Here is a 22,575-nt window from a genome sequence, read left to right as displayed (position 1 = left end):
CCGACGCCGCCGACGGGCAGGCCGTACCGGTTCCACTGGCCTGCTCGTCGGCCACGAGGGCGCCGTCCGGCTCACAACCACCCGGACAGCACAACCGAATCTCCGCCTCGCACCCGGCACATCGCGTTAGCCTCGATCCCGTGGGCCACGGGGCGGTGCGTGTGCCGCCACGGAGCGCGGAAATTCCTGGCCGCCTTCAGGCAGCCGCCTGTGTGTCACTGCCACTTCCCGGTGAGCAACGGCCATCCTTTTGAAGGGATGTGCGGTGCCAAGGACCACCCACCGGCAGCAGGACAACCTGACGAGGCGAGCTGTGCGAGTTCTTATTCCAAGCCCCGGCACCTGGGGCGACGTGGCTCCGTATCTCGGGCTGGGCAGGCGGTTGAAGGCCGCCGGCCATGAGGTGACCGTGGCGTGCCACGCGCGCTTCGAAGACGCCGTCCGCGCGCATCGGCTGGACTGCCGGACCCTGCCGCTGGATCCGATGGACTACATGGCGACCGACATCGATCCAACGCCTCCGCGCAGTCTCGTCCGGGAGATGCGACGCAACCTCCTCCCGCAGATCGCACAGGGGATCCTGAATGCCTCCAGAGGCGGGGTGGACGTCCTCCTGACCGGCTTGGTAACCCATCCGATCTGCGCGTTCGTCGCCGAAGGCGTGGGGGCGCGCTGCATCGGCGCCTACCTCCAGCCGATGCGTTCGGCCGTCCGGTTCGGTCTGAACGGCGTCGTGCCCGACCGTTGCCGGGACCGTATCGTCGAGGCCGCCGTGGCCAAGAGCGCGGGCCTCAACATGGCACCGTCCCTCAACGTGCTGCAGCAGGACCTCGGGCTCCCGAAACAAGCGAACCGACGCGCGCTACGGGCCATGCGCACCGAGACGGTGTGCCACGGCTACAGCCCGATGGTGGTGCCGCCGTCCACCTACTCGTCCGGTCGACAGCGGACCGGCGGATACTGGTGGCCGCCCCGCCCCGACGGCTGGCGCCCGGACAATCGACTGGTCGACTTTCTGAACTCCGGCAGCAAACCGGTGTTCATCGGATTCGGCAGCATGGCCATGGGAGACGCTGAGCAGTTGAGCGGACTGCTCGTCCAGGCGCTGCGCAAGGCACGGCTGCGCGCCGTGGTCCAGTCGGGCTGGCTGGGGATCCACATGGCCGGCGACGATGTCCTCACCGTCTCCGAAGTCCCGCACGACTGGCTCTTTCCCCGGATGGCCGCGGTGGTGCACCACGCAGGCGCGGGCACCACGGGCGCGGGCCTCAAGGCCGGGGTGCCGGCCGTTCCCGTACCGGTCCACTTCGACCAGTTCTACTGGGCCTCCCGACTGGCCGCCATGGAAGTCGCCCCCGCCGCGATTCCCCGCCGCCAGTTGACGGCCGCCCGCCTGGCCGACGCGTTGCGCGACGTCGTGGAGGGACAGGCCTTCACCCGACGGGCCCGGACGATCGCCTCCCACCTCGCCGCGGAGGACGGAGCCGCCCCCGTACTCGCCGAACTGGAACAGATGGACGTCTGCACCGCTCCCGCGTGAACCACTTGTGCCAAGGGAGCCGGCCTCGCACGCAGTTGGTCGAGGATGAGTTCCCGCCCCAGGCCGCGGCGCCGCGCCCATCGGGTGCTGCGCCGCGGCCTGGAGGGCGGGTCGGTCTATCAGCCTTTCTCGTTGCTGTGGACGGCCGCGGCCCATGTGGCAAGCAGGTGTTCGTACTCGTCCTGCTCCTCGGGCCATAGCGGCCGACCGATGCGGGCGGCCATGAAGTCGCGTATCGCGCGATTGGCCTCGGCGGTGGCGTCAGGGACGCATTGGGGCGCCATGGCGTAGATGATATGCGCTGGGTTGGTATGGGGCCATTACCGCTTTTGGCTGACTCTGGCAACCTCTGCCCTTGACGTCACTGCCGTGCGGACATCGCCGGTACGTGGCCGCGGCGGGGCCGTACGACATACGCGGAGCACTTTTCGTTATCCGGAGCCGTCACCGGGGTCTCCCTTGCGTGGTCCGCCCGCACGGCGGGCCGCACGGACCCATATCCCCTACGGGCCACGGCTATGCAGGCCCCACGGCTGCACAGGAAACGACACCATGAACAACGACGACGCACACCGGCCGGCGGAACCGCGCGACGGGACGTCGACCGGGACCGGACGCCGAACCGGCGGGCCCGCCTCGCACCGCCGCTCCACCGCGCCCGGCCCCGGCGGCCGGCGCGGGCGGACCGCGCAGCGGGGCGGAAACCACCGCGCCGTCAGCAGCGGTCCCCGTCCCCGGCGGAGGACCGTGCTGCTGGCGGTGGCGGCCGCGATCGCCGCGGGCTGCTGCTCCGTGGCGCTGATACGTGCCGGCTCCGGCCCCGACCAGGAGCTCGCGGCGAACCGGTCCGTGGCGGCGCCGCTCACGGAGACCGCCTCCGCCCCGCCGGCATCGCCCAGTGCCGCTCCCTCGACCCAGCGCCACAAGGCGTCGGCCTCCCCCTCCGGTGCCGAAGAGCACGGCAAGCGGCACGCCCCCCAACGGCCGCGTAAGGCCCGCCCCGAGAGCGGCGCCAAGACGGCCGCGAACACGCCGCCCCGCACCTCCCGCACGGAGGCCGGGGCGAGAGCCGACGCCCCCGCCGCACCACGGGCCGCGACCGGCACCGCCGCGCAGTTCGCCCAAAAGGTCGTCGACCTGGTCAACGACCAGCGGGCCCGACACGGCTGCGGCCCGCTCACCGTCGACCCCCGGCTGCAGAACGCGGCGCAGGCCCACTCGGACGACATGGCGGCCCGCGACTACTACGAGCACAACACCCCCGAAGGCGTCGACCCCGGAACCCGGATGACCAATGCCGGATTCCGGTGGAGCAGCTGGGCCGAGAACATCTTCAAGAGCCCCAAGGATCCGGCCACGGCGCTCAAGGGCTGGATGGACAGCCCGGGACACCGGTCCAACATCCTCAACTGCTCCTACAAGTTCACCGGCGTGGGCGTCAACCTCCGCTCCAACGGCCCTTGGTGGACCCAGGACTTCGCCACCCGGTCCTGACCCACGCGAACGGGTGCCGCATCGGCGGCTCGGTGCGTCCGAGCCGCCGACGGCACGCCCTCACTCACTCCGCGGGACGTCCTTGACGAACACGATCCCGTCGTATCCGGCCAGGTGGGCCGGGTCGAGTGGGAAGTAGCCGAAGTACGGCGACCCGTGGGGAGCGGGCCGCGTGTCGCCGAACGCCTTGGTCAGCCGGGGGGCGTCGACGAGGCAGCGGTCCTCCGGGAGGGCGTACAGGAGGCCTTCGAGGGTGTCCGGCGGCGGGGTGTCCACTCCGTGGTGCCGGATCGTGCCGAGGGCCGTGGCCAGGAAGGCGTAACCCCCGCCCAGGCGGGCGCCGGCGAGCGCTCCGGCGCTCCACCACTCCAGCCGCCGGTCACCCATCCGCATCGAGCTCTTGTCCCGCTGGAGATGGGCGTTGTGGGCGTGGACCAGCGTCGGGCCCCGTTCGGCGAGGGCGAGGAGGTTGTCGGCCATCATCCGGTCCCGCAGGCTCACCAGCCACGTCATGCGGGCCGGTGCGGTGTCGGCCATCCAGAAGTGATAGCGCAGCAGGCCGGTGGCGGTACGCCCGTACAGGCGCGCCCGGTCCCAGTCGCCCCGCGAGGTCGCCGCGGTCAGGTGCGGCGTCTGCGCGTCGAGCAGCGCCACCAGATCGTCGGCGAGCAGCCGCAGTTCCCTGGCCTCGGTCGACCGCCCCACGGACCGGGCCGGATCCATCATCGCGGCGGGACGGGTCCAGCGGTCGTCCGCGCCGAGCAGACGGTCGAGCGTCTCCGCGGTGCAGGGGAGCAGGTCCGCGTCGACCTGGGCCGCGAGGTAGCCGTGGAGCGCGGTGAGGGCTTGCCGGGGGCTCGCGGCGCCGGTGATCTCCAGCGGGCCGTCGAAACCGGCGAAGCGGACCTGCTCGGACGCGGGCCGGCCGTCGTTGTAGGCGCGCATCCAGCGCACCAGCTCGCGGTTGGCCGCGGACGCGCCGAAGCCGTGGCTGAACCCGCGCTCCATGACCTCGTCGAGGGTGCCGGTGCCCGAGGTGACGTAGTCGTCCACGACCAGGCCCATCAGGCAGTCGCTCTCGATGGTGATCGTCCGGTAGCCCTCCTGCTCGACGAGTTGCCGGAAGAGCTCGTTGCGCAGGTCGAGCAGGGTGTCCTCGCCGTGGGTGGGCTCGCCCAGGGCGAGCAGCCGCGGCCGTGCCGGGAGCAGCCCCATGACGGCAGCGGCCTCGACGGCATGGACGGTGTCCTTGATGTCAGTAGCCATGCCTTCAACGCTATCGTTGAATCTTCGGTTGAAACTTTTCCACGATATCGGCGGCCTCATGGGACGAAACCTTCAAACCGGCGAACGTCTCCGGCCGGTTGATCTGGCGCGCGGGCACGGTCTGTCCACGCAGGCGATCAGGAACTACGAGGCGGCCGGCGTCCTTCCGGCCGCCGGTCGCACACCCCACGGCTACCGCACCTACACCTCGCTGCACGCGGAAGCCCTGCGCGCGTTCCTCGCCCTGCTGCCCGGCCACGGCCACCAGACGGCGACGTCGATCATGCGGGCGGTGAACGGGGGCACGGCCGAGGAGGCGTTCCGCCTCATCGACGAGAGCCACGCCCAGCTCCTCGACGACCGCCGCACCCTCCAGGCCGTCGAGAGCGCCCTGCGCGACCTGGAGCCCACGACGGCCTCCGGGCCCGGTGCGGGTTCCGAACCGGCCGCGCTGTCCGGGACCGGCGGCACCTTCATCGGCCCGCTGGCGGGGAATCTCGGCATCCGGCCCGCGACGCTGCGCAAATGGGAGCGCGCCGGGCTGGTGCGCCCGCGCCGCGACCCGCGGACCGGCTACCGCGTCTACGACGAGGCCGACGTACGGGACGCCCGGCTGGCCCACCAGCTCAGGCGGGGCGGCTACCGGCTGGAGCAGATCGCCCCGCTGCTCGCCCAAGTACGGGCGGCCGGCGGGCTGGAGCCGCTGGGAGCCGCCCTGCGCGACTGGCACGGTCGGCTGACCACCCGCGGGCGGGCGCTGCTGACCGGGGCCGCCGCGCTGGAGGCGTATCTGCGCGAGCGCGGATGAGCCTTTCGCCTCACGGCTCTTCGATCACGGCCGGATGTCCGTTCAGCGAGTCATGAAACGGCTCAACTCGCGGAGTGTGTCCAGGAGTTGGTCCAGCGCACGCTGGAGCGGAGACAGCACGACCTGCACCGTGGCGTTCATGGGGCCTTCCGATGCCGGCGGACGCGGACCAGATCGGCCGTCAGGGCGGGTTCCGCCGGTGGGATCAGTTGTGCGTAGCGTCCGCAGGAGCGGCTCCAGTGGAGGTAGCCGCTCATGGCCGAGCGCATGCAGTCGGCGAGGGACCGCAGCACCGGTTTGTCGCGCACGGCATCGCCGAGCAGCACTTGCTCGTGTTCCAGGAACTCCCGGCTCCAGTCGCCGATGAGCCGCTGGATCCGCGTGATGCTCTCCCGCCGGTCGCAGCCGCTCTCCCGCTCGATGACCAGAACCAGGTTGTGCAGGTCTCCCCGGGACTCTTCCTTCTCGACGGAGTGCACGTCGTTGAGCGTGTCGACGACATCAGCGGTGATGTCGAGCATGCGGCGCAGGACCGGGTCGTCGTATGCGTGCCGGGGCAGTTCGAAGCCCTGGGCCTTCTGGCTGAGGTCGATCATCGCGTAGACGAAGCCGGACTTGCGCCGCAGGGTGAAGTACTCCTGCACGGTCGGGAGTCGGCGGCGCGCCCTGTTGTCGGCCTCCTCGGCGTACGCGTCGAAGTGCCAGCCCCAGCGCAGGGCCGTCCGGTCGATCCACGCCGCGGATGCGCCCTGGCACAGTCCTCGCCACACCTCCGCGAAGGCCGCCATCAGCGGTCCGGATCCGCCGTCCACGTCGCCGGAGGTGGCCATGACCTCGTGGAAGGCGTCGCACACAGCACGTACGCGCCGGGTCTGCCGGGCGAGAGGGCCGTCGAACTGGTCGTCCAGGAAGGTGGCGACGAGGACGGCTGCCACGGCCAGGTCGAGCCGATCACCGCTCGCGTCCGGTATCCATGCCGCCATCAGCCCCGCGATGTCCCAGTGCCGGAAACGCGCCTCGTCGACGGAGTTGGTGACCAGCCCGCGCCGGCGGCACCAATCGAGGCTGCGTGTCCGGGCCGCATCCACGTCGGGACTGATCCGCGTGGTGAACGGAAGCACGAACTCGACATCTTGCGGCATGGCCGCGTCCCTCCTGCAAGGAAACAGGGCAGGCCCATGTGCCACCTCGGTGCGCACAGCGACCGCGGGTCCAGGACACCCCGCCATGCCGACCGGCGGCAAGCCTCGTCTCCGCCCGGCAGCGTGAACGCGTTGAACGCCGCGGCATCGCCCCCTCGTTACCGGTTTCGGGTTCGGTTTCGCCTTGCGGAGTGGTCACATCTGCAGGGGCTGGGGTGGTCTGGGGGACGGGGCCGGGGTGGGCGGTTCACCTGTGGGGGCGGTTTGCTGACGGACGCTGGTGGGCAACTCGCCTGGCCGGTGGCGGCTTCCTGGTAGGCCTGAAGCAGGCACGGGGTTCCTTGGGCCGCTCACCGTGGCCGGGTGCAGGTGTGCCGTTGGGGGGAGCATGCTGGAGCGGTGGGCCCTGCGCGGCCGGCTGTCCGGGGAGGCCGGCGAGTCGTCCACGTTCGCGGTGATGTTCCTACGGGGCGTGGACGCGGCGGACGGCGGCCCAGCGGTTCCGTGGCACGCGTTGTTGTGGTCCCGGTCGGGCGTCGGTGACCGGGAGCCGGCTGTCCGCACCTGGATGGACGGCCAAGCGGTGGCGATGCTGCGGTCGGTCGTCGAAGCCGACGGGGCCATGGACCCGCGGGTGCGGGCGGCGCTGGCGGAGGCGCTGGCGGACGGCACACCGGTGCCTCCCGACCGGCTGCTGCCCGGGCCCGTCGCGGTCGCCGCCATGGGGCGGGTGGGGCTCGAATACGGCGGTGTGGCCGCCCTGCAGGAGGCCGCCGACGGCTCGTACCGGCTCACCGTGCTGGAGGAGGACGGCCTCGGACTGGACCTGGTCGTCGCGCCCGCCCGGGCAGCTCTCCCGCACAGGGGCCTTGGGGACCTGGGCGGCCATTGCCGGCCGCGCTGCGGCGTGCGGGGCGTGATCGCCGTACCGGGCGAGCGGCCGGTGACGGTGTCGGGCAGCGGGTGGTACGACCACACCACCGGCGCCGGCCTTCCGCGGACGACCGGCGGGAGGACGGCGGCCGATGCCGGCTGGAGCCGTCTGGACATCGGGTTGGACTGCGGCTGGGACATCTGCGTCGGAGACGTCCGGGTCCAGGACGTGGTCTCCCGCCGTGTCACCGACCGCCTCACGGCGGCGGGTGTCATGGCTCCGGACGGCACCGTCGTCCGTGCCCGGCCGCACCTCGCCGAATCGTCCTGGTGGACCTCCCTCGCCACGCTGAACACCTATCCGACGTCCTGGGAGATCCGGCTCCCGGAAGTGGACGCGCAGCTCACGGTCACGGCGACCGTGGACCAGGACATCCGGAGCCTGCTGTTCGGCTGGGGGCTGCTCTGCACGGACGCCGAGGTGCGGGGCACTCTGGACGGTCGGCCGGTCCGGGGACGGGCCTGGGTGGAAGTGGTGCCCGCCCAGAAGGTCACCGACATCGAGGAGTATCTGGGACGGCTCCAGAAGGTCACCCGGCGCGAGGTGGACCTGCTCTACCCGGACCGCCCCTCACCGGCCTTGACGGCCTCGCTCCTCGGCGGCTGCGGCACCCCGACGGACGGCATGCCCGATACGACGGTGCACGAGACCATGGTGCGGCCCATCCGCCACCTCACGGACCCCGGGGGCAGGGGCTGGCGGACGTTCGTGTGCTGCGCGGCGATGGAGCTGCTCGGAGTCACCAGCGGCCCGTACGCCCCGTTGCTGGCGGTCGTCGAGGTGATCCACAGCGCGAACCTGGCGATCGACGACGTACAGGACGGTTCGACCTCCCGGAGGGGCGTTCCGGCCGTGCACACCGTCTACGGCGTGCCGACCGCGATCAACGCCGCCACCGCCGCGTACTTCGTCCTCGACCGCGTCATCGAGGACATCGTGCCCGATGACGACGCCCTGCGCCTGGGCGTCTACCAGCGGTGGATACGGATCCTGCGGGCGGCGCACGGCGGTCAGGCGGTCGACATAGCAGGCCACACCGAGGCGATGGACCAGGCGGTGGCCGCACACGATCCGACCGCGCTGCTGGCCCGCATCCAGGCGGCCCACCGGTTCAAGACCGGTTTGCCGGCCCGCGCCTTCGCCGAGATCGGAGGCTTGATCGCCAGGGGCGACGCCCCGCGGATCGACGCTCTGGGGGAGTACTTCGAGGCCGTCGGCACGGCCTACCAGATCACCGACGACCTCCTCGACCTGCACGGCGCGACGATTCCCGCCCCGCCCGGCGAACACCGCAAGCACTGCGGGGAGGATCTCCGGGCCGGCAAGGTCACCATGCCGCTCGCCCGCTCCGTCTCCCTGCTGCCGGCCGAGGAGATCTCCCGGCTGTGGAGGTCCGTGCGCGGCGGTGGAGCGGATCCGGCGACGGTGCGCGAGGTGGCCACCGCCGTCACCGGCTGCGGCGCCGTCCAAGCCTGCTACGAAGAGGCGAAGGCCCACGTCGACGCCGCGTGGCGCCGGCTCGAGCCCTTGCTGGCGGAGTCCGTCACCAAGATCCTGGTGCGTGCCCTGGGGAACTACGCCGCCCTGCGGGGGCCGGAAGTCCCCGCTCGGAACGGCGAGTTGTGGAAGTGACGGCAGCCGCTCGGGGTTAGGGAGGCGATGGCGGGGTGATCCCGCCCCAACCCTCTCTCGATCCCCGCCCGTTCGGCGTCGTGCCGGTTTAGCGCGCGTAGTCGCACCGTGCGGCTGCGGCATTTCTGACTCAGTTGCTGGAGTCGTCCCCGAACGCCGCTTCGCGCCCAGCCTGAGCCGTCCCAGGGTCCTGGCCCCGCTCATCAGCGATATTTCATCGGCATTTCAGCGCCTCCCGTAATGGTGGGCCGGTCTTCACCGAGAACCGCTCGAAGACAAGGAAACGGCGAGAGACGGAAGGCGTGTCCGGCACGGGAACTCCCCGTGCCGGTAGGCGCTGTCGGGGGCGGGGGCGTCTCCGCGGTCCGATGCGACCTCTCGCACCGCAGGTGAGAACCGTCGCCCCGACTGCTGGGGCCACCGCGTGGACCCGGCAGCGAGGTGGACGGTGCCGGATCGCGACGATGGGCGAAGGCATGGGCGTGTCACGCAGATTCAAGCGACTTCTCGTCGCGCTGGTGGTGCTGGTCGCACTGCTCGGGTTCGTCTCCCCGGCGGCGGCGAAACCGGTCCGGCCCGTTGATCTGTGCTCGGGGCAGGTCGCGGCGGCCCGGCAGGTCGGGGCGGACATACGGGCGCACAACGCCAAACCGCATGTCTTCCGGATGCCGGAGCAATCCCTGGCCGCGTCGGCGTACAACGCGGAGAAGTCGCTACTGGAGGCTCGCAGGGCCACGGTCGTCGCCCAACTGCGGGCCTGCATGGAGGCGATGCGGGCGCTCGAAGCCGGGGGCGGCAGCCCCCTGGGCCTCAAGGCCCCGGTCCGGCGAACCCTGGACAAGATCGAGCAGGCCCGGGAGAAGGCTCCGTCGAACTGGACCGCACCCTCGCCGCCGCCCAGGGGAAAGAACTGGGAGGTCCCCAAGAGTTCCCCGATACGTCCGGTCTTCGACTCCCTCCGAAAGGGCAATCCGGGAAAGGTGGGGAACATCCCGCTCCGCGGAGTTGCGCGGCCGGCGTCCACGGACCCCGATCCGGCATATCCGGCCGCTTCCGGCCGTACGATCGGGTCCTTCAACTCCGGGAACTCCGCGGTCTCGCCGGACCACATCGTCCCGTTGGCCGAGCTCGTCCAGATGCGGGGCTTCATGAAGCTCACGCCTCTGAACATGTACGTGGTCTCCCGTGCCCCGCTGAACTTCCAGTGGTTGTCGAAGGCGGCGAACGAGTCGAAGCAATCACGGAGCGCGGCGTATGTGTCGGGGGCCGATCCGAAGTGGATAAACGAACAGATCGCGCTGGAGCGTGAGACCCGCACGAAGTTGCAGGGGATCATCGACCAGCTGCTCAAGAGCCAGCATCGAGGTTAGACATGGGCCCTGCAGAAATCGCGGCTACGTTGGAGGACTGGTCGCTGACGTTCGTCGGCGGCGATTCGGACGAGGCCGCACGGATCCCCGAGAAGTGGCTGCCGATCGTGCGGTCGGCCGAAGCGGAGGACCGCCGTCGAACGGCACTGTCGTTGTGGAACCAGGGTTTCCTCGACCTCCTGCCGGAGTTCGCCGAGGTACTGGACGAGCACTGCGTCGACGTCCGCGTCTGCATCACCGACGGCACCCCGGTACTGGTCTACGTCCTGGAGGCGGCCGACGGCGAACTGGTCTCCTGGATCGGCTACGACCCCGGCACCTTCCAGGAACCGGATTTCTGGGAGAGCTTCCCGGAAGCGACGAAGGTGTTCCTGCGCGAGGTCCATGCGGGGTTCGTCTCGGCGAGCAGGGACGCGTTCGGCGTGGCGCGCCCCGTCGACATGGGCACCATCGCCGGGCTGGCCGACTTCCCCGACGGCGTACCCGGCTGGGAGGGCGACTCGCGTATTCCGTCGACGCGCCTGCTGCAGATCACGACGGACGGCGGCCTCCTCAAGTACTGCCTGTCCCCGGATCTCGAAGTGGGGAGGATCGCCCTGGTCTATGAAGGGGACGTCGACCCGAAGGACTTCGGGCCGGAGCTGGACGATCTGCTGATGTCGCGTTTCGAGGAACCGTCCTGATCAGAGAGGCAGGGAAATGTCACACCAGCCCGGTCAGGAGCCGCAGCGTCCCTGGCCCCCACAAGGAAACCAACCGCCCTTGCCTCCGCAAGGAAACCAACCGCCACCTCATCCGCCGGGGGCTGGGTCACCGCCGCCGCCGATGCCGGGGGGCCCGCCGTCTTCCCGCCCGCCATCCGGCCGTCGAAAGAAGTGGTGGTACCTCGCGGCGGCCGCCGTTCTGCTCGCCGCGGCCGGAGGCATCACGGCATACCTGCTCCCGGATCAGCAGGACAGCGAGCAGTCGAGGATAAAGAAGGTGGTCGCGGACTTCGCCCTCGCGGTCGATCGGGGTGACACCCCCCGGATGGTCGGTCTGCTCTGCGGGGAAGAGGCCCGCGATGTCACCGACGACGGCGCCGAATCGGACGACGCCGAGCGCGATACCCGTTCGAAGCCGATACCGGTGACGACGTCGGATGTCCGGATCAAGGGGAGCATCGCGAGTGTCGTGGTCACCAGGCCCGCCCAGAAGCCGAGGGCCGTCTACCTCCGCAAGGAGAAGGGCGCTTGGAAGTTGTGCGCTCCCGCTGCGAAGTCCCGCCCGGAGTCGTCCGGCGGGGGAGCCGTCTCGTCAGGCTGACCCCGATTCGTCGGTCGTCGGGCGTGGGCCGTCTGGTCCCGTCGGCTGCTGTGGGACGAGGGGGGAGCGGTAGGCGCGGGCGAGGTGGCGTTGCAGTCGGGCGTGGCGGAACTGGTAGACCGCGCCGGCTTGACGGAGCACACCGCGCTGGTAGGCGTCTTCGAGGAAGGTGACGACGGACCAGGGCAGCCGGCCGGTCAGCGGCAGCCAGATCCGGGAGAACACCGCCCACTGGCCCCAGGCGGTCAGGCTCAGCGCATAGCCGAGGGCGCCGCCGAGCCCGCTGATGAGGCCGAGCTTGAGGGAGGCCGTGAGACTCCAGACGACCGGGCCGGTGACCGCCGCCTCCACGAGACCGATCACCGCCATGGAACCCAGACCGACCAGGAGTCCGAAGGTGGGGGACCAGAGCAGGAGTTGGGTGGCGACCGTCCGGGAGTTCGTACGCAGCAGGCTGACCGGATTGACGGCGGACCGGATGTCGAGGGGGGCTTCGAAGAGGGCCAGCAGGCCGAAGGTGGGGCCGGCTCCCAGCGCGAACACGAGCCCGTAGATGATGCCGTCGTCGAGGCCGACGGCCAGGACGATCGGGAGGCTGCCGTGCGCGAGGATGCCGTTGAGCACCCCGCGGACGAAGCCGTAGCACAGGCCGAACACGAGCCCGCACACCACACCGATCACCAGCCGGGGGAGGGCTCTGCGTCTGGCCCGCGCGTCCATGCCGAACAGCTTCATGCGCATGCCGGACGGCTCCACGGCCGCGTCGTCGGACGCGACCAGCAGCCAGTACGCGATGCCGAACAGCAGCCCGGAGAGGAGTCCCGCCGCGAGCCCGTCCGCGAGCTGGAACCGGAGGGAGTCGAAGAGGGTGCCGACGACACTGTCGACGAGCCCGATGGCCAGGCAGGTCGCCAGCGCCGTCACCAGCGTGCGCGTGGTGCGGCGCAGCCCGTGACCGAGCCGCCACCACTCCAGGTCGGGGGTGTCGAGCCGGGTCAGGTGGTCGGCCAGGTAGCCGAGCCAGTACTGGGCGCGCTCCGGGGCGACGGCGCGGCGCGGCCCGCTGCCGGGGCGGTGCTCGGGCCGGGGCCGGTAGGCGGTGGCGATGAAGTTGTCGAGGAGGTGGTCCTCCAGCTCGTCGGGGCCGGAGAAGCGCCGGGTTTCCAGGAGCGAGGCCGGGTCGTTGCCGGGGGTGTCGCTGTAGACGGCCCGGGCGAGGGTGACCATCAGCGGAGTGGTCAGCACCGTGGCGAGGTTGGCGCCGGCCTGGCTGTGCGGCCGTGCGCGCAGCTCGTTCAGGACGGGATCCCAGGCGGTCGCCGAGGGGGACCCACCGCGGGCCTTGCGCGTGGTGCGCGGCAGGTAGTCGGCCAGGTCGCCCAGGGTGAGGTCGGTCAGCTCCACCGCGGCGGCGGAGGTGAGCACGTCGGTCTCCGCCACCGCGGCGGCGTACTCGGACGGACGGCTCGTCAGCAGCAGGGGAAGCGTGGTGGCGTTGAGCGCCTCCAGCGCGGGACGGCGCAGTCCGCCGGCTATCTCGTCGAAGCCGTCCAGCACGGGAAGCACCCGGCCGGTCTCGACCAGTGCGGCGGCCAGGCTCGACCCGCCGGGGCCCGGGGCGGCGAGACCGGGGTGATCGCGGGTGAGCTGCGCGGCCAGCCAGTCGCGGAACGTCACCGCGGTCGGGTCCCACGAACCGATGCTGAAGATCACCGGTACGGCGTCGGTACGGCTCCTCGAGGCCAGATGGTCCAGGACGAACCGCACGGCGAGGATCGTCTTCCCGGACCCTGAACGGCCCAGCACCACCAGCCGCCCGGACGGGATCCGCCGGTACACGCCCGCGACCTCGTCCAGTTGCCCGCTCAGGTCCAGCGGACCGGGCGCGGCACCCGCGGGAAGCCGGCGGATGTTGGCCCAGTGATCGGTCAACTCCTCGGCGACCGGCCGCCAGCGCACCGGTAACGGATAGGGATCGTGGACCTGCCGTTGCTCCTCCTCGCGCCGCCAGCGGGCGGCCACCGTCTGCGCCAGCTGCTCGGACACGTCGGCCAGGGTTTCGTCCAACGCCGACTCCGGCCGGCCGCCCGGCACCGGCTCGGTGCGCGGAGCCGGTTCCTCCGGACGGCTGCCGTCCCCGGTCCGGCGGACGGCGGCCGCCATCAGCTCCTCACGTTCCTCGGGTCTCAGCCCGAGCGCGTCGGCCAGCAGGCGCACCGTGGTCACCCTGGGGTCGGCGCGCTCGCCGGTCTCCAGCCCGCGGATGGTGCGCACGCCCACTCCGGCGCGCTCCGCCAACGCCTCCTGGGTCATCCCGGCCGCCCGTCGCAGCCGCTTCAACAGGGCGCTGAACTCACTGGTCGTCACAGGTCACGCCTTCCCCCGGCATGTCGATTCCCCCAGGTGAGGGACTCTAGCGCGGCCACCGGCCGGATACGGCCGGTCTGCTGGCCTGTCCACCGGACGCCGCCGGGGCCAGCGTCGACGGCATCGACCAGACCGACCAGCGAAGTCAGGGGATCCCGCGATGCCGACGACCGCGACCGCCGACCGACCGACCGTCACCACGCTCACGCCCCAGGAGCGCGAGCTGCTCTACGCGGTCGGCTGTGGCCTGAGGGACGCCGAGATCGCCTCCACCCTCGCCCTCCCCGACGACGCCGTGGCCGGACGCCTCGCCCGGATCCTCGCCAAACTCGGGCTGCGCGACCGGGCCGCCGCCATCGTCCACGCCTTCGACTGCGGCCTGGTCGTCCCCGGCCACGGCCCGCGCGAGGCGGCGAGCCCGGTGGCACGGACGGCCGGCGGCCGGGCGCGCGAGCCGCGGGTGCGGATCTGCGTGCTCGGCCCCCTGCGGGCCTGGCGTGACGGACAGCCCGTGGACCTGGGGCCGCTCCGCCAGCAGGCCGTGCTGGCGGCGCTGGCGCTCTGCCGGGACCGGACGGTCAGCCAGCAGGAACTGCTCGACGGAGTGTGGGGGACGGAACCGCCGAACACGAAGGTGGTGCCGGTGTACATCTACCGACTACGGAAGATCCTGAACATGGGGGACGGCCAGGACTCGGTGATCCGGCGCGACCGGTGCGGCTACCGGCTGGTCTCCGGCGCGGTCGAGGTGGATGTGACGCGCATGGAGGAACTGGTCGCCTCCGCCGCGAAGGCCGAGCGAGCCGGCGAACTGGCCGAGGCGGTCCGGGTCTGCGCCCAGGCGGTGGACCTGTTCCGCGGGGAGCTGCTGTCCTGTCTGCCCGGGCCGTTCGTCGAGTTGGAGCGGCTACGGCTCACCGAGCGCAGGATCGCCCTCGCGCAGCGGAAGCTGGACTGGCAGCTGCGGCTGGGCCGGCACGCCGAGGCCGTCGCCGAGCTGTGGGCCCTGTCCTTGGCGCAGCCCCTGAACGAACCGGTCGCCGCGATGCTGATGCGTGCGCTGTACCGCAGCGGCCGGCGGGCCGAGGCGTTGGCCGTCTACGACCGCACCCGACGCCGTCTGGCCGACGATCTGGGGGTGTCGCCGGGCGGGCTGCTGAGCCGGACGCACCTGATGATCCTGCGCGGGCAGGACGCCGGCCCCGGCCTCGCCCGCACCACGCCATGACCCGTCCGGCGCCGCGTGCGCGCGGTGAGGAACTGCTGCTGGCGCGGATCTCGGCAGCGGCCGGCCGGGCACGCATCGGCAGGCGGCGCGCCACTTACACGGGGGCCGGGCATCCGGCCCCCGCGCAGACCGGCCCGCTCCGGGTGATCCGCACGCTGCTGGCCTTCGCCCGCTACGGCCGGTCCTTTGCGACGAAGGTGCGCGTGGACGCGCGACTGGACCTGTACGAGCACGGGATGACGGTGGCCATCAAGGGACGGATCCAGGTCGTCCGCTACGACACCACCTCGGTGTTCCACGAGAGCATCCGGCCCGCGCACGGCTCGGCCCGGGCCGGCGCCCTCGGCGTCCACACGCTCGCCGATGTCGACGGGAAGCGGATCGTGCTGTACGACGGGCCGGAGCACGGCGATGCGGAGGAATGGGTGCCCGAGGTCCGACGGGCCGTCATCCGCGCCCAATTGCCGCGCGCCCTGGCCGCACTCGACCAGGGCGAACGACTGGCGTTCGGAGACATCTGGCTGACCCGGGAAGAGGTCGGTTCCGCGGAGGTCTCCGCCCGGTGGCCGCAGGTGCGGCAGCTGGAGATCGAGCGCGGGGCCGTCAGGCTCGACATCGACGGCACATGGCACACCCTGACGGACACCGCGGCCACGATCCGGAACCTCTTCGTCCTGCGCGTGCTCGTCGAGCACTTCCGAACGGACGGCGAGCGCTGAGCAACGCCCCGATCCCTCACGACCGGCCGCCGAACTGCCAGTTGTGGACCTCGATGTCGGCGTATCGCTCCCGGGTCAGGACGGTGCGAGCCGAGTCCGGGTCCGGCGCCCGGACCAGGGCCGCGGTACCCACCCAGATGGCGCCGTCGTCGGACAGCAGCGGACCGTACGCGATCAGCTCGTCCTGGTCGGGCGGCAGCGCGAGGTCGGCTGCCGGTCCCGTGCCGAGGCCGAGCACCAGGTAGCGGTTGCCGCCGGTCGCGCCACCGGGGAAGTCCCACATCGTGCGCCCCAGTATGTTGCGCCACCGCCGCAACAGCACGTCCCGGTACACGCCGGCCTGGTAGCCGGGCTCGTCGAAGGCGAACGCGCGGGCCGCGGCGAGATCGGGCAGGTCGACGATGTGGACGCTGCCGGTGGGCACGTCGCCGACGAGGGTCGGGCCGCGGGCGATCATCTCCTTCGCATAGCGGTCCATGTAGGACCAGTGCTCTTCCAACAGCTCCTCGCGCAGTGCCGAGGAGTCGGGCCGATCACGGTGGTAGCAGAAGAACTCCATGACCACATTATTGAGGTGTCGGTTTCTGGGGCCACGGGCGTCTTGGCGCCGGCCGGTCCCGCGGCCGGTCCCGCGGCCGGCGCCGGGCTCTGCTCAGCGGCGGTTCGGCCGCGCGGCCCGCCCGCGCAGCAGGGCCACAGTGCGTGCGGTGACGACCGCGGTGGAGGCGAGTGCCGCCGCGGTCGCGCAGACGACGAGCGCGGGCCAGGCGTAGGTGGTCTGTGCGAGGGTTCCCGAGCGGTTCATCAGCAGGCCGAGCAGCGCGGCGAGTTGGGTCAGGAGAAGGAGGGGAAGGGCCTGGGGCAGCATCCGCAGCGCCGCCAGCCACCACGGTCGCCGTGCGGCGCGCAGCGCCCACCGGCGGGCGCGCAGGACGCCGCGGACGCCGAGGCCCACGGCCAGCAGGGTGAGGGCCGCCAGGGCCCAGTCGGCCGTCATCGAGAACGGCTTGGCCACCTCGGGGTGCTTTCCCTGGGCGAGTTCGACGAGGCCCTGCAGGATCTGGGGTGCGTCGTCCCCGGAGATCATGCCGGTGTCGGTGACGACCGCGATGCCGACCTTGCTGTCGGGCAACAGGGTCGCCATGGAGTTGTGGGTCAGCAGTTCGCCCGTGTGCTGGATCCGTCTGGGGCCGCCGTCGTGCCGGTCCTCCGTCCAGCCCATCGCGTAGTCGCTGTCCCGGGGCGCTGGTGGCGGGGTGTGCGTGAGCTCGATGGTGCGCGCGGAGGCGATACGGCGTCCGTCGGCGGACACCCCTTGGTTGTTCTGGGCGATCAGCCACTGGGAGAGGTCGTCGGCGGTGGTGACGACGCCATGGCCGCCGGCGGTGAACCAGCGGGGGTGGGAACGCGGGATCACCGCGCCGTAGGCGCGGACGTAGCCGCGGGCGTGGTCGGGCATGTCGTCGGTGCTGTCGACGGACGTGGTGTGCGTCATGCGCAGCGGCTCGAAGAGCTTGGCGGACAGGTAGTCGGCGAAGGGCCGTTGGCTGACGACCTCGACCAGGCGGGCCGCGACGAAGTAATTGGGGTTGTGGTAGCGGTACGTGGTCCCAGGTGCGGTGGCCAGGCGCGCCCCGCGCATCGCGGCCACCGCCTCCTTGAGGGTGTGCGGTTGGGCGCGGGTCAGGTCGGGATAGGTCGAGTCGGCCATGCCCGAGGTCTGGGTCAGCAGCTGGCGGACGGTGATCCGTGCCGCGCGCCGGTCGGCCATGGTGAACTCCGGCAGATAGCGGTGCACGGGCCGGTCCAGGTCGACCTTGCCCGCCTCGACCAGCTGCATGACGGCGAGTGCGGTCATGGACTTCGACAGCGACGCCACCGGCAGGCGGGTGCGCGCGGTCACCGCCCGCCCGGAGGCGGTGTGCCCGTAGCCGGCCGTGTGGACGACCCGGTTGCCCTTGGTCACGGCGATCACCGCGCCCGGCAGACGCGTCTGCTCCAGGTAGTCGGTGACGAAGCGGTCGATCGAGGCCGGAGCCAGGCTCGCGGCGGGCTGGACGGCCGATGCGGCCGAGGAGAGGGAAGCGGCGGCCGTCGTGATGCCGAACGCGGCCACCAGGACGCCCAGTCTGCGACGGGCGCCACTGCGGACGGTGAACATTCTCATGGCGCCCAGTGCACCCCTTCGCCCCGGGCCGGCGCACTGGCGTAAAGGGGAGCCCGAAGGTAGTGCCAGCACTACCGCGGCAAGATCCCTGCCCCGGTACGGTCGTCGGGTGCGACATCGAACCGCCTGGCAGGCCCTGGGCCAGAACCCGCTGACGATGCTTCGGTCGAGCTGGCCCTGGCGGTCCCTGGCCTACCTCCTGTCCGGGGTCGCCTTCGGCGCCGTCGCCACGGCCGTCCTGGTGAGCGCGCTGATCGCGGGCATCGTCTCCCTGATCGTGGTCGTGGGCGCGGTGCTGCTGCTCGGCGTCGCGCTGTCGGGCATCGCCGTCACCCGCTTCGAGCGGTGGCGCCTGCGCCTGGTGGACCTGGACCCGGTGCCCGACCCCCACCAGGCCCCCGAGCGCCCGGGGTTGCGCGGATGGCTGCGGACCCGGATGCGGGAGCCGGCGACCTGGCGCGAGCTGGGCTTCACCGCGGTGTCCTCGGCCGCCTTGTGGTGGATGGACTTCCTCGTACTGGGCTTCGCCCTGGTCGTCCCCGTAGTGGTGATGTACTCGCCGGCCGACGACCCCGGTGCCTGGCCGTTGACGGTCGTCGGCCTGTGCCTGCTGGTCGCCGCGCCGTACACCATCACCGCGTGGGCCGGTGCCAGGGCCGCCGTCACCCGCCTGATGCTGGCGCCCCGCGACAGCGAACTGGGCCGGCAGCTCACCGACGTGCGGGCCTCCCGCGCACGTCTGGTCGACGCCTTCGACGCGGAACGGCGCCGGATCGAGCGGGACCTGCACGACGGAGCGCAACAGCGGCTGGTCTCCCTCAACGTGACGCTCGGCCTGGCCCGCCTCGACGTCGCGCCGGACTCACCGCTGGCCGGGCAGCTCGCCGACGCCCAGGCCCAGATCACCCTCGCTGTCGAGGAGTTGCGGGAGCTCAGCCGCGGTGTCCACCCCAAGGCCCTCACCGACCACGGCCTGCCGGCGGCCGTCGAGAACCTCGCGGCTCGCTCCGCCCTGCCCGTCACGGCCGACATCCGCCTGCCACACCGGGTGCCGGTCGCCGTGGAGACCACCGCGTACTTCGTGATCGCCGAAGCGCTGACCAACGCCACCAAGCACAGCCGAGCGACCCGGGTCGACGTGCACGCCCGCCTCCACACCGACGTACTCACCCTGTCCGTCAGGGACGACGGCATCGGCGGTGCCGCCCCCGAGGGGGGCACCGGCCTGACCGGCCTCGCCGACCGCGTCGCCGCGGCGGACGGCAGACTCCGCATCTCCAGCCCGCCGGGCGGACCTACACTCCTGCATGTGGAGCTGCCGTGCCGCTGACCGTCGTGCTCGCCGAGGACTCCCCGTTGATGCGGGACGGCCTGGTCGGCGTGCTCTCCCGCTTCGGCCACCAGGTACTCGCCGCCGTCGGCGACGCGGACGCCCTGGTCGCCGCGGTCCAGAAGCACGACCCCGACATCGTCGTCACCGACGTCCGCATGCCACCGGACAACACCGACGACGGGCTGCGTGCCGCGGTGTTCCTGCGCCACGAGCGTCCCACCCTGCCGATCCTGGTCCTCAGCCAGTACATCGAGCAGTCCTACGCCGCCCATCTGCTCGACCTCGGCAGCGACACCGGCGTCGGCTACCTCCTGAAGGACCGGGTCAGCGCGGTCGGCGAATTCGTCGACGCGGTGGCCCGGGTCGCGGCGGGCGCGACGGTGGTGGACCCCGAAGTGGTCGGTCAGCTCCTGAACCGCCGCCGTGATCCTCTGCGACGCCTCACCCCGCGCGAGCGCGAGGTGCTCTCCCTGATGGCGGAGGGCCGGGCCAACGCCGCCATCGCCCGCGAGCTGTACGTCACGGAAGCGGCGGTCAACAAGCACGTCAGCAGCATTCTGCAGAAGCTCGACCTCCACCTCGACGGCCAGGGCCACCGCCGCGTCCTGGCCGTCCTCGCCTATCTCCGCGCCTGACGGGCCCTCCGGGGGAGGGGCGGGCAGTGCGCCGTGACGGCGGGCGCGGGCCCCTGCGTATGCCGTGTGAGGCGCGCGGAGTGCATTTACCGGGCCGATACTGGGTTCGAGTCGAGCCAGGCGCCCGGTCGAGGCGGATCGAGCAGCCCCCCGGCGCCGACGCGCGGTCCCACTGGGACGGTACGAGGGTGGTAGGTGATGGACACACCGGTGACGACGTTCAGCGAGGGCCCGGACGACCCGTTCGCCGTGCGTCGCTCGGCCTCCGCGGTGCTGGACGGCAGGGGGCGGGTCGTCGGCTGGAGCGAGCGCGCGGAGGCCCTGCTCGGCCACTCGCCGGAGCAGGTGCTGGGGCGGACGGCGCGCGAGGTGCTGCTCGACCCGCGCGACGAGGACGTCGTCATGGCCGCGGTGGCGCACTGCGTGAGCGCCGGGGGCTGGTTCGGGGTGATCCCCGTACGGGAGCGCGGCGGCAAACGGGTGGAGCTGGGCTGCCGGGTCCGGGCGGTGGCGCGGGCCGACGGCGATGTCGAGTGGGTCCTGGTCGGCGCGCCCGCGGAGCAGGTGATCCAGTGGGAGACGGACCGGTCCGTCCTGGACGGGATGTTCCGCCGGTCACCGATCGGACTCGCGGTGCACGCCCCCGACCTGAGCCTGCTGCGGGTGAACCGGGCGATCGCGCGGTTCGGCGGCATCCCGGCCGAGTACTACCGCGGGCTGCGCACCGGCGACTTCGTCATCGGCCGGGACGCGGAAACGGTGGAGGCGAAGCTGCGGCGGGTGCTCGAAACGGGCGAGCCGCTGATCTTCACCGAGCAGCCCTGCCATCTGCGGCACGACCCCGACCGGGAGCTGGTGGTGTCGGTGTCGGCCTTCCGGATGCAGGATTCCGCCGGCCACATCCTCGGCGTCACCCAGATGGTGGAGGACGTCACCGACCGCTACCGGGCCCGCCGCAGACTGGCGCTGCTCAACGAGGCCGGAGCCGGTATCGGCACCACCCTCGACGTGGAGCGCACGGCGCGCGAGCTGGCCGAGGTGGCGGTCCCCGACCTCGCGGACTGCGTCTCCGTCGACCTGCTCGAACCGGTCACCCGCGGTGAGGAACCGGCTCGGGAGGAACTGGCCCACATGGTCCGGACGGCCGTCCGCAGCATCTCACCCGACGCCCCTCCGGTGATGTATCCGGTGGGCCACACGATGCACTTCCCGTCGGATGCCCCGCAGGCCCGGTGCCTGGCCGAGCGGACTCCCGTCCTCGAACCGGTCCTGGAGTTCTCTCCCGGCTGGTCCTCCCTCGACCCGGACAAGGTCGAGCGGGTCCTGGAACTGGGCGTCCATTCGCTCATCGTCGTGCCACTGGTCGCGCGCGGCCTCGTACTGGGCGTGGTGAGCCTGTGGCGGTGGCGGCGGCCCGAGCCGTTCGAGGAGGACGACCTCACGCTGGCCGAGGAGTTCGCGGCCCGGGCCGCCGTCTGCATCGACAACGCCCGCCGCTACACCCAGCAGCACCAGGCCGCGCTCGCGCTCCAGCGCAGCCTGCTCCCGCGCGAGGTGCCCGAGCACCCGGCGGTCGAGATCGACCACCGGTATCTGCCGGCCGACGCCACCGCCGGCGTGGGCGGCGACTGGTTCGACGTCATCCCGCTCTCCGGACTGCGGGTCGCCCTCGTCGTCGGTGACGTGGTCGGCCGCGGCATCCACGCGGCGGCCACCATGGGCCGGCTGCGCACCGCCGTCCACACCCTCGCCAACCTCGACCTGCCCCCGGACGAGGTCCTGTCCCATCTGGACGACCTCGTGGACCGGCTGGCAGCCGAGCAGGAGGCCACCGGCGAGCGTGCTCCGCAGGTCGTCGGCGCGACCTGCCTGTACGCGGTCTACGACCCGGTCTCCCGGCGCTGCGCCCTCGCCCGCGCCGGTCATCCGCCGCCCGCGGTGGTGACACCGGACGGACGGGTGGACTTCCCCGATCTGCCGGCCGGCCCGCCGCTCGGCCTCGGCGGACTGCCCTTCGAGGCCGCCGAGCTGGAACTGCCCGAGGGCACCGTGCTCGCCCTCTACACCGACGGCCTCCTGGCGCGTCACCGCCGCGACCTCGACGAGGGCCTGGCGCAGTTGCGCGGGGCGCTGAGCCGGCCCGCCCGCTCGCTGGAGGACACCTGCAAGGCGGTCGAGGACGCACTGCTGCCCGACCGTCCCAGCGACGACATCGCACTGCTCACCGCCCGTACGCGCTGTCTGGCCGCACACAAGGTGGCCACCTGGGAGCTGCCGGAGGAGCCGACCGCGGCCGCCGAGGGCCGGACGCTCGCGGTGGCCCAGCTCAAGGACTGGGGGCTGGCGGACCTGGCCTTCACCACCGAGCTGATCGTCAGCGAGCTGGTCACCAATGCCTACCGCTACAGCAGCGGCCCGGTCACGCTCCGGCTCATCCGCGACCGCGACCTCATCTGCGAGGTCTCGGACACCAGCAGCACCTCGCCCCATCTGCGCCACGCCGCCACCACCGACGAAGGCGGCCGGGGGCTCTTCCTGGTCGCCCAGCTCACCGAACGCTGGGGCACCCGCTATGTGCGCAACGGCAAGACCATCTGGGCGCAGCAGCCGTTGTGAGGCGCGGAGAGCGGTGAGG

At 71.9% G+C, this 22,575-nt stretch carries 18 protein-coding genes; 12 read left to right on the top strand and 6 right to left on the bottom strand.

The genetic code is table 11. The features are described 5' to 3' along the window. Nucleotides 1-265 precede the first annotated feature (265 nt). Nucleotides 266-1,540 carry a glycosyltransferase gene (locus tag AC0680_RS12895; RefSeq protein ID WP_478627586.1) on the top strand — a complete coding sequence of 425 codons (1,275 nt, stop codon included), beginning with the start codon at nucleotides 266-268 and terminating at the stop codon, nucleotides 1,538-1,540. 119 nt (nucleotides 1,541-1,659) lie between these two features. Here the strand turns inward: AC0680_RS12895 and AC0680_RS12890 are convergent, their stop codons facing one another. Next, a complete protein-coding gene (locus AC0680_RS12890) occupies nucleotides 1,660-1,824 on the bottom strand; it encodes a hypothetical protein (RefSeq protein ID WP_478627584.1) in 165 nt (54 codons plus the stop codon). 268 nt (nucleotides 1,825-2,092) lie between these two features. Here AC0680_RS12890 and AC0680_RS12885 point away from each other — a divergent pair, with 268 nt between their 5' ends. Further along, nucleotides 2,093-3,034: a CAP domain-containing protein gene (locus AC0680_RS12885; protein WP_478627581.1), complete on the top strand. Its 942-nt coding sequence runs from the start codon at nucleotides 2,093-2,095 to the stop codon at nucleotides 3,032-3,034. Between the two features lie 60 nt (nucleotides 3,035-3,094). Here the strand turns inward: AC0680_RS12885 and AC0680_RS12880 are convergent, their stop codons facing one another. Beyond that, complete coding sequence (locus AC0680_RS12880) at nucleotides 3,095-4,300, bottom strand: erythromycin esterase family protein (protein ID WP_478627579.1); 1,206 nt, start codon at nucleotides 4,298-4,300, stop codon at nucleotides 3,095-3,097. Nucleotides 4,301-4,358: 58 nt separating this feature from the next. Here AC0680_RS12880 and AC0680_RS12875 point away from each other — a divergent pair, with 58 nt between their 5' ends. Beyond that, nucleotides 4,359-5,108, top strand: a complete 750-nt coding sequence (locus tag AC0680_RS12875; RefSeq protein ID WP_478627577.1) for a TioE family transcriptional regulator — start codon at nucleotides 4,359-4,361, stop codon at nucleotides 5,106-5,108. 137 nt (nucleotides 5,109-5,245) lie between these two features. On the opposite strand, the gene AC0680_RS12870 is transcribed toward AC0680_RS12875, so the two are convergent. Next, nucleotides 5,246-6,250: a terpene synthase family protein gene (locus AC0680_RS12870; protein WP_478627575.1), complete on the bottom strand. Its 1,005-nt coding sequence runs from the start codon at nucleotides 6,248-6,250 to the stop codon at nucleotides 5,246-5,248. A gap of 388 nt (nucleotides 6,251-6,638) precedes the next feature. Between AC0680_RS12870 and AC0680_RS12865 the strand changes: the two genes are divergently transcribed. The 4 genes from AC0680_RS12865 to AC0680_RS12850 all read left to right on the top strand — a co-directional run bounded on the left by AC0680_RS12865 (nucleotide 6,639) and on the right by AC0680_RS12850 (nucleotide 11,491). After that, nucleotides 6,639-8,816: a polyprenyl synthetase family protein gene (locus AC0680_RS12865; RefSeq protein ID WP_478627573.1), complete on the top strand. Its 2,178-nt coding sequence runs from the start codon at nucleotides 6,639-6,641 to the stop codon at nucleotides 8,814-8,816. Nucleotides 8,817-9,298: 482 nt separating this feature from the next. Continuing rightward, nucleotides 9,299-10,186, top strand: coding sequence for a hypothetical protein (locus AC0680_RS12860; RefSeq protein ID WP_478627572.1), 888 nt, complete (start codon nucleotides 9,299-9,301; stop codon nucleotides 10,184-10,186). Between the two features lie 2 nt (nucleotides 10,187-10,188). Continuing rightward, nucleotides 10,189-10,869 (top strand): hypothetical protein, encoded by a 681-nt coding sequence (locus AC0680_RS12855; protein WP_478627571.1) that lies wholly within the window; start codon nucleotides 10,189-10,191, stop codon nucleotides 10,867-10,869. A 142-nt stretch (nucleotides 10,870-11,011) separates the two neighbouring features. Further along, nucleotides 11,012-11,491: an Rv0361 family membrane protein gene (locus AC0680_RS12850; protein WP_478627568.1), complete on the top strand. Its 480-nt coding sequence runs from the start codon at nucleotides 11,012-11,014 to the stop codon at nucleotides 11,489-11,491. On the opposite strand, the gene AC0680_RS12845 is transcribed toward AC0680_RS12850, so the two are convergent. Further along, a complete protein-coding gene (locus AC0680_RS12845; protein WP_478627565.1) occupies nucleotides 11,483-13,858 on the bottom strand; it encodes a helix-turn-helix domain-containing protein in 2,376 nt (791 codons plus the stop codon). The genes AC0680_RS12850 and AC0680_RS12845 overlap by 9 nt on opposite strands. A gap of 160 nt (nucleotides 13,859-14,018) precedes the next feature. Between AC0680_RS12845 and AC0680_RS12840 the strand changes: the two genes are divergently transcribed. Next, nucleotides 14,019-15,086, top strand: a complete 1,068-nt coding sequence (locus AC0680_RS12840) for an AfsR/SARP family transcriptional regulator (protein WP_478627564.1) — start codon at nucleotides 14,019-14,021, stop codon at nucleotides 15,084-15,086. After that, nucleotides 15,083-15,805: a DUF6585 family protein gene (locus AC0680_RS12835; protein WP_478627563.1), complete on the top strand. Its 723-nt coding sequence runs from the start codon at nucleotides 15,083-15,085 to the stop codon at nucleotides 15,803-15,805. The genes AC0680_RS12840 and AC0680_RS12835 overlap by 4 nt, the downstream gene beginning before the upstream one ends. 16 nt (nucleotides 15,806-15,821) lie before the next feature. On the opposite strand, the gene AC0680_RS12830 is transcribed toward AC0680_RS12835, so the two are convergent. Both AC0680_RS12830 and AC0680_RS12825 read right to left on the bottom strand, forming a co-directional pair. Continuing rightward, nucleotides 15,822-16,364, bottom strand: coding sequence for a YciI family protein (locus AC0680_RS12830; RefSeq protein ID WP_478627561.1), 543 nt, complete (start codon nucleotides 16,362-16,364; stop codon nucleotides 15,822-15,824). Between the two features lie 93 nt (nucleotides 16,365-16,457). Further along, complete coding sequence (locus AC0680_RS12825; RefSeq protein WP_478627558.1) at nucleotides 16,458-17,972, bottom strand: serine hydrolase domain-containing protein; 1,515 nt, start codon at nucleotides 17,970-17,972, stop codon at nucleotides 16,458-16,460. A gap of 109 nt (nucleotides 17,973-18,081) precedes the next feature. Between AC0680_RS12825 and AC0680_RS12820 the strand changes: the two genes are divergently transcribed. The 3 genes from AC0680_RS12820 to AC0680_RS12810 all read left to right on the top strand — a co-directional run bounded on the left by AC0680_RS12820 (nucleotide 18,082) and on the right by AC0680_RS12810 (nucleotide 22,556). Beyond that, the gene (locus tag AC0680_RS12820) at nucleotides 18,082-19,302 is read left to right on the top strand and encodes a sensor histidine kinase (RefSeq protein ID WP_478627556.1); all 1,221 of its coding nucleotides are present in this window, start codon (nucleotides 18,082-18,084) and stop codon (nucleotides 19,300-19,302) included. Further along, a complete protein-coding gene (locus AC0680_RS12815) occupies nucleotides 19,293-19,940 on the top strand; it encodes a response regulator (protein WP_478627554.1) in 648 nt (215 codons plus the stop codon). Before AC0680_RS12820 ends, AC0680_RS12815 begins: the two co-directional genes overlap by 10 nt. Before the next feature lie 198 nt (nucleotides 19,941-20,138). Continuing rightward, complete coding sequence (locus AC0680_RS12810; RefSeq protein WP_478627552.1) at nucleotides 20,139-22,556, top strand: SpoIIE family protein phosphatase; 2,418 nt, start codon at nucleotides 20,139-20,141, stop codon at nucleotides 22,554-22,556. The last annotated feature ends 19 nt before the right edge of the window (nucleotides 22,557-22,575 follow it).

Source organism: Streptomyces sp. NPDC043738, from assembly GCF_056436545.1.
The sequence above is the reverse complement of the archived record's forward strand: the minus strand, read 5'-3'. Positions and strand labels throughout refer to the sequence as shown.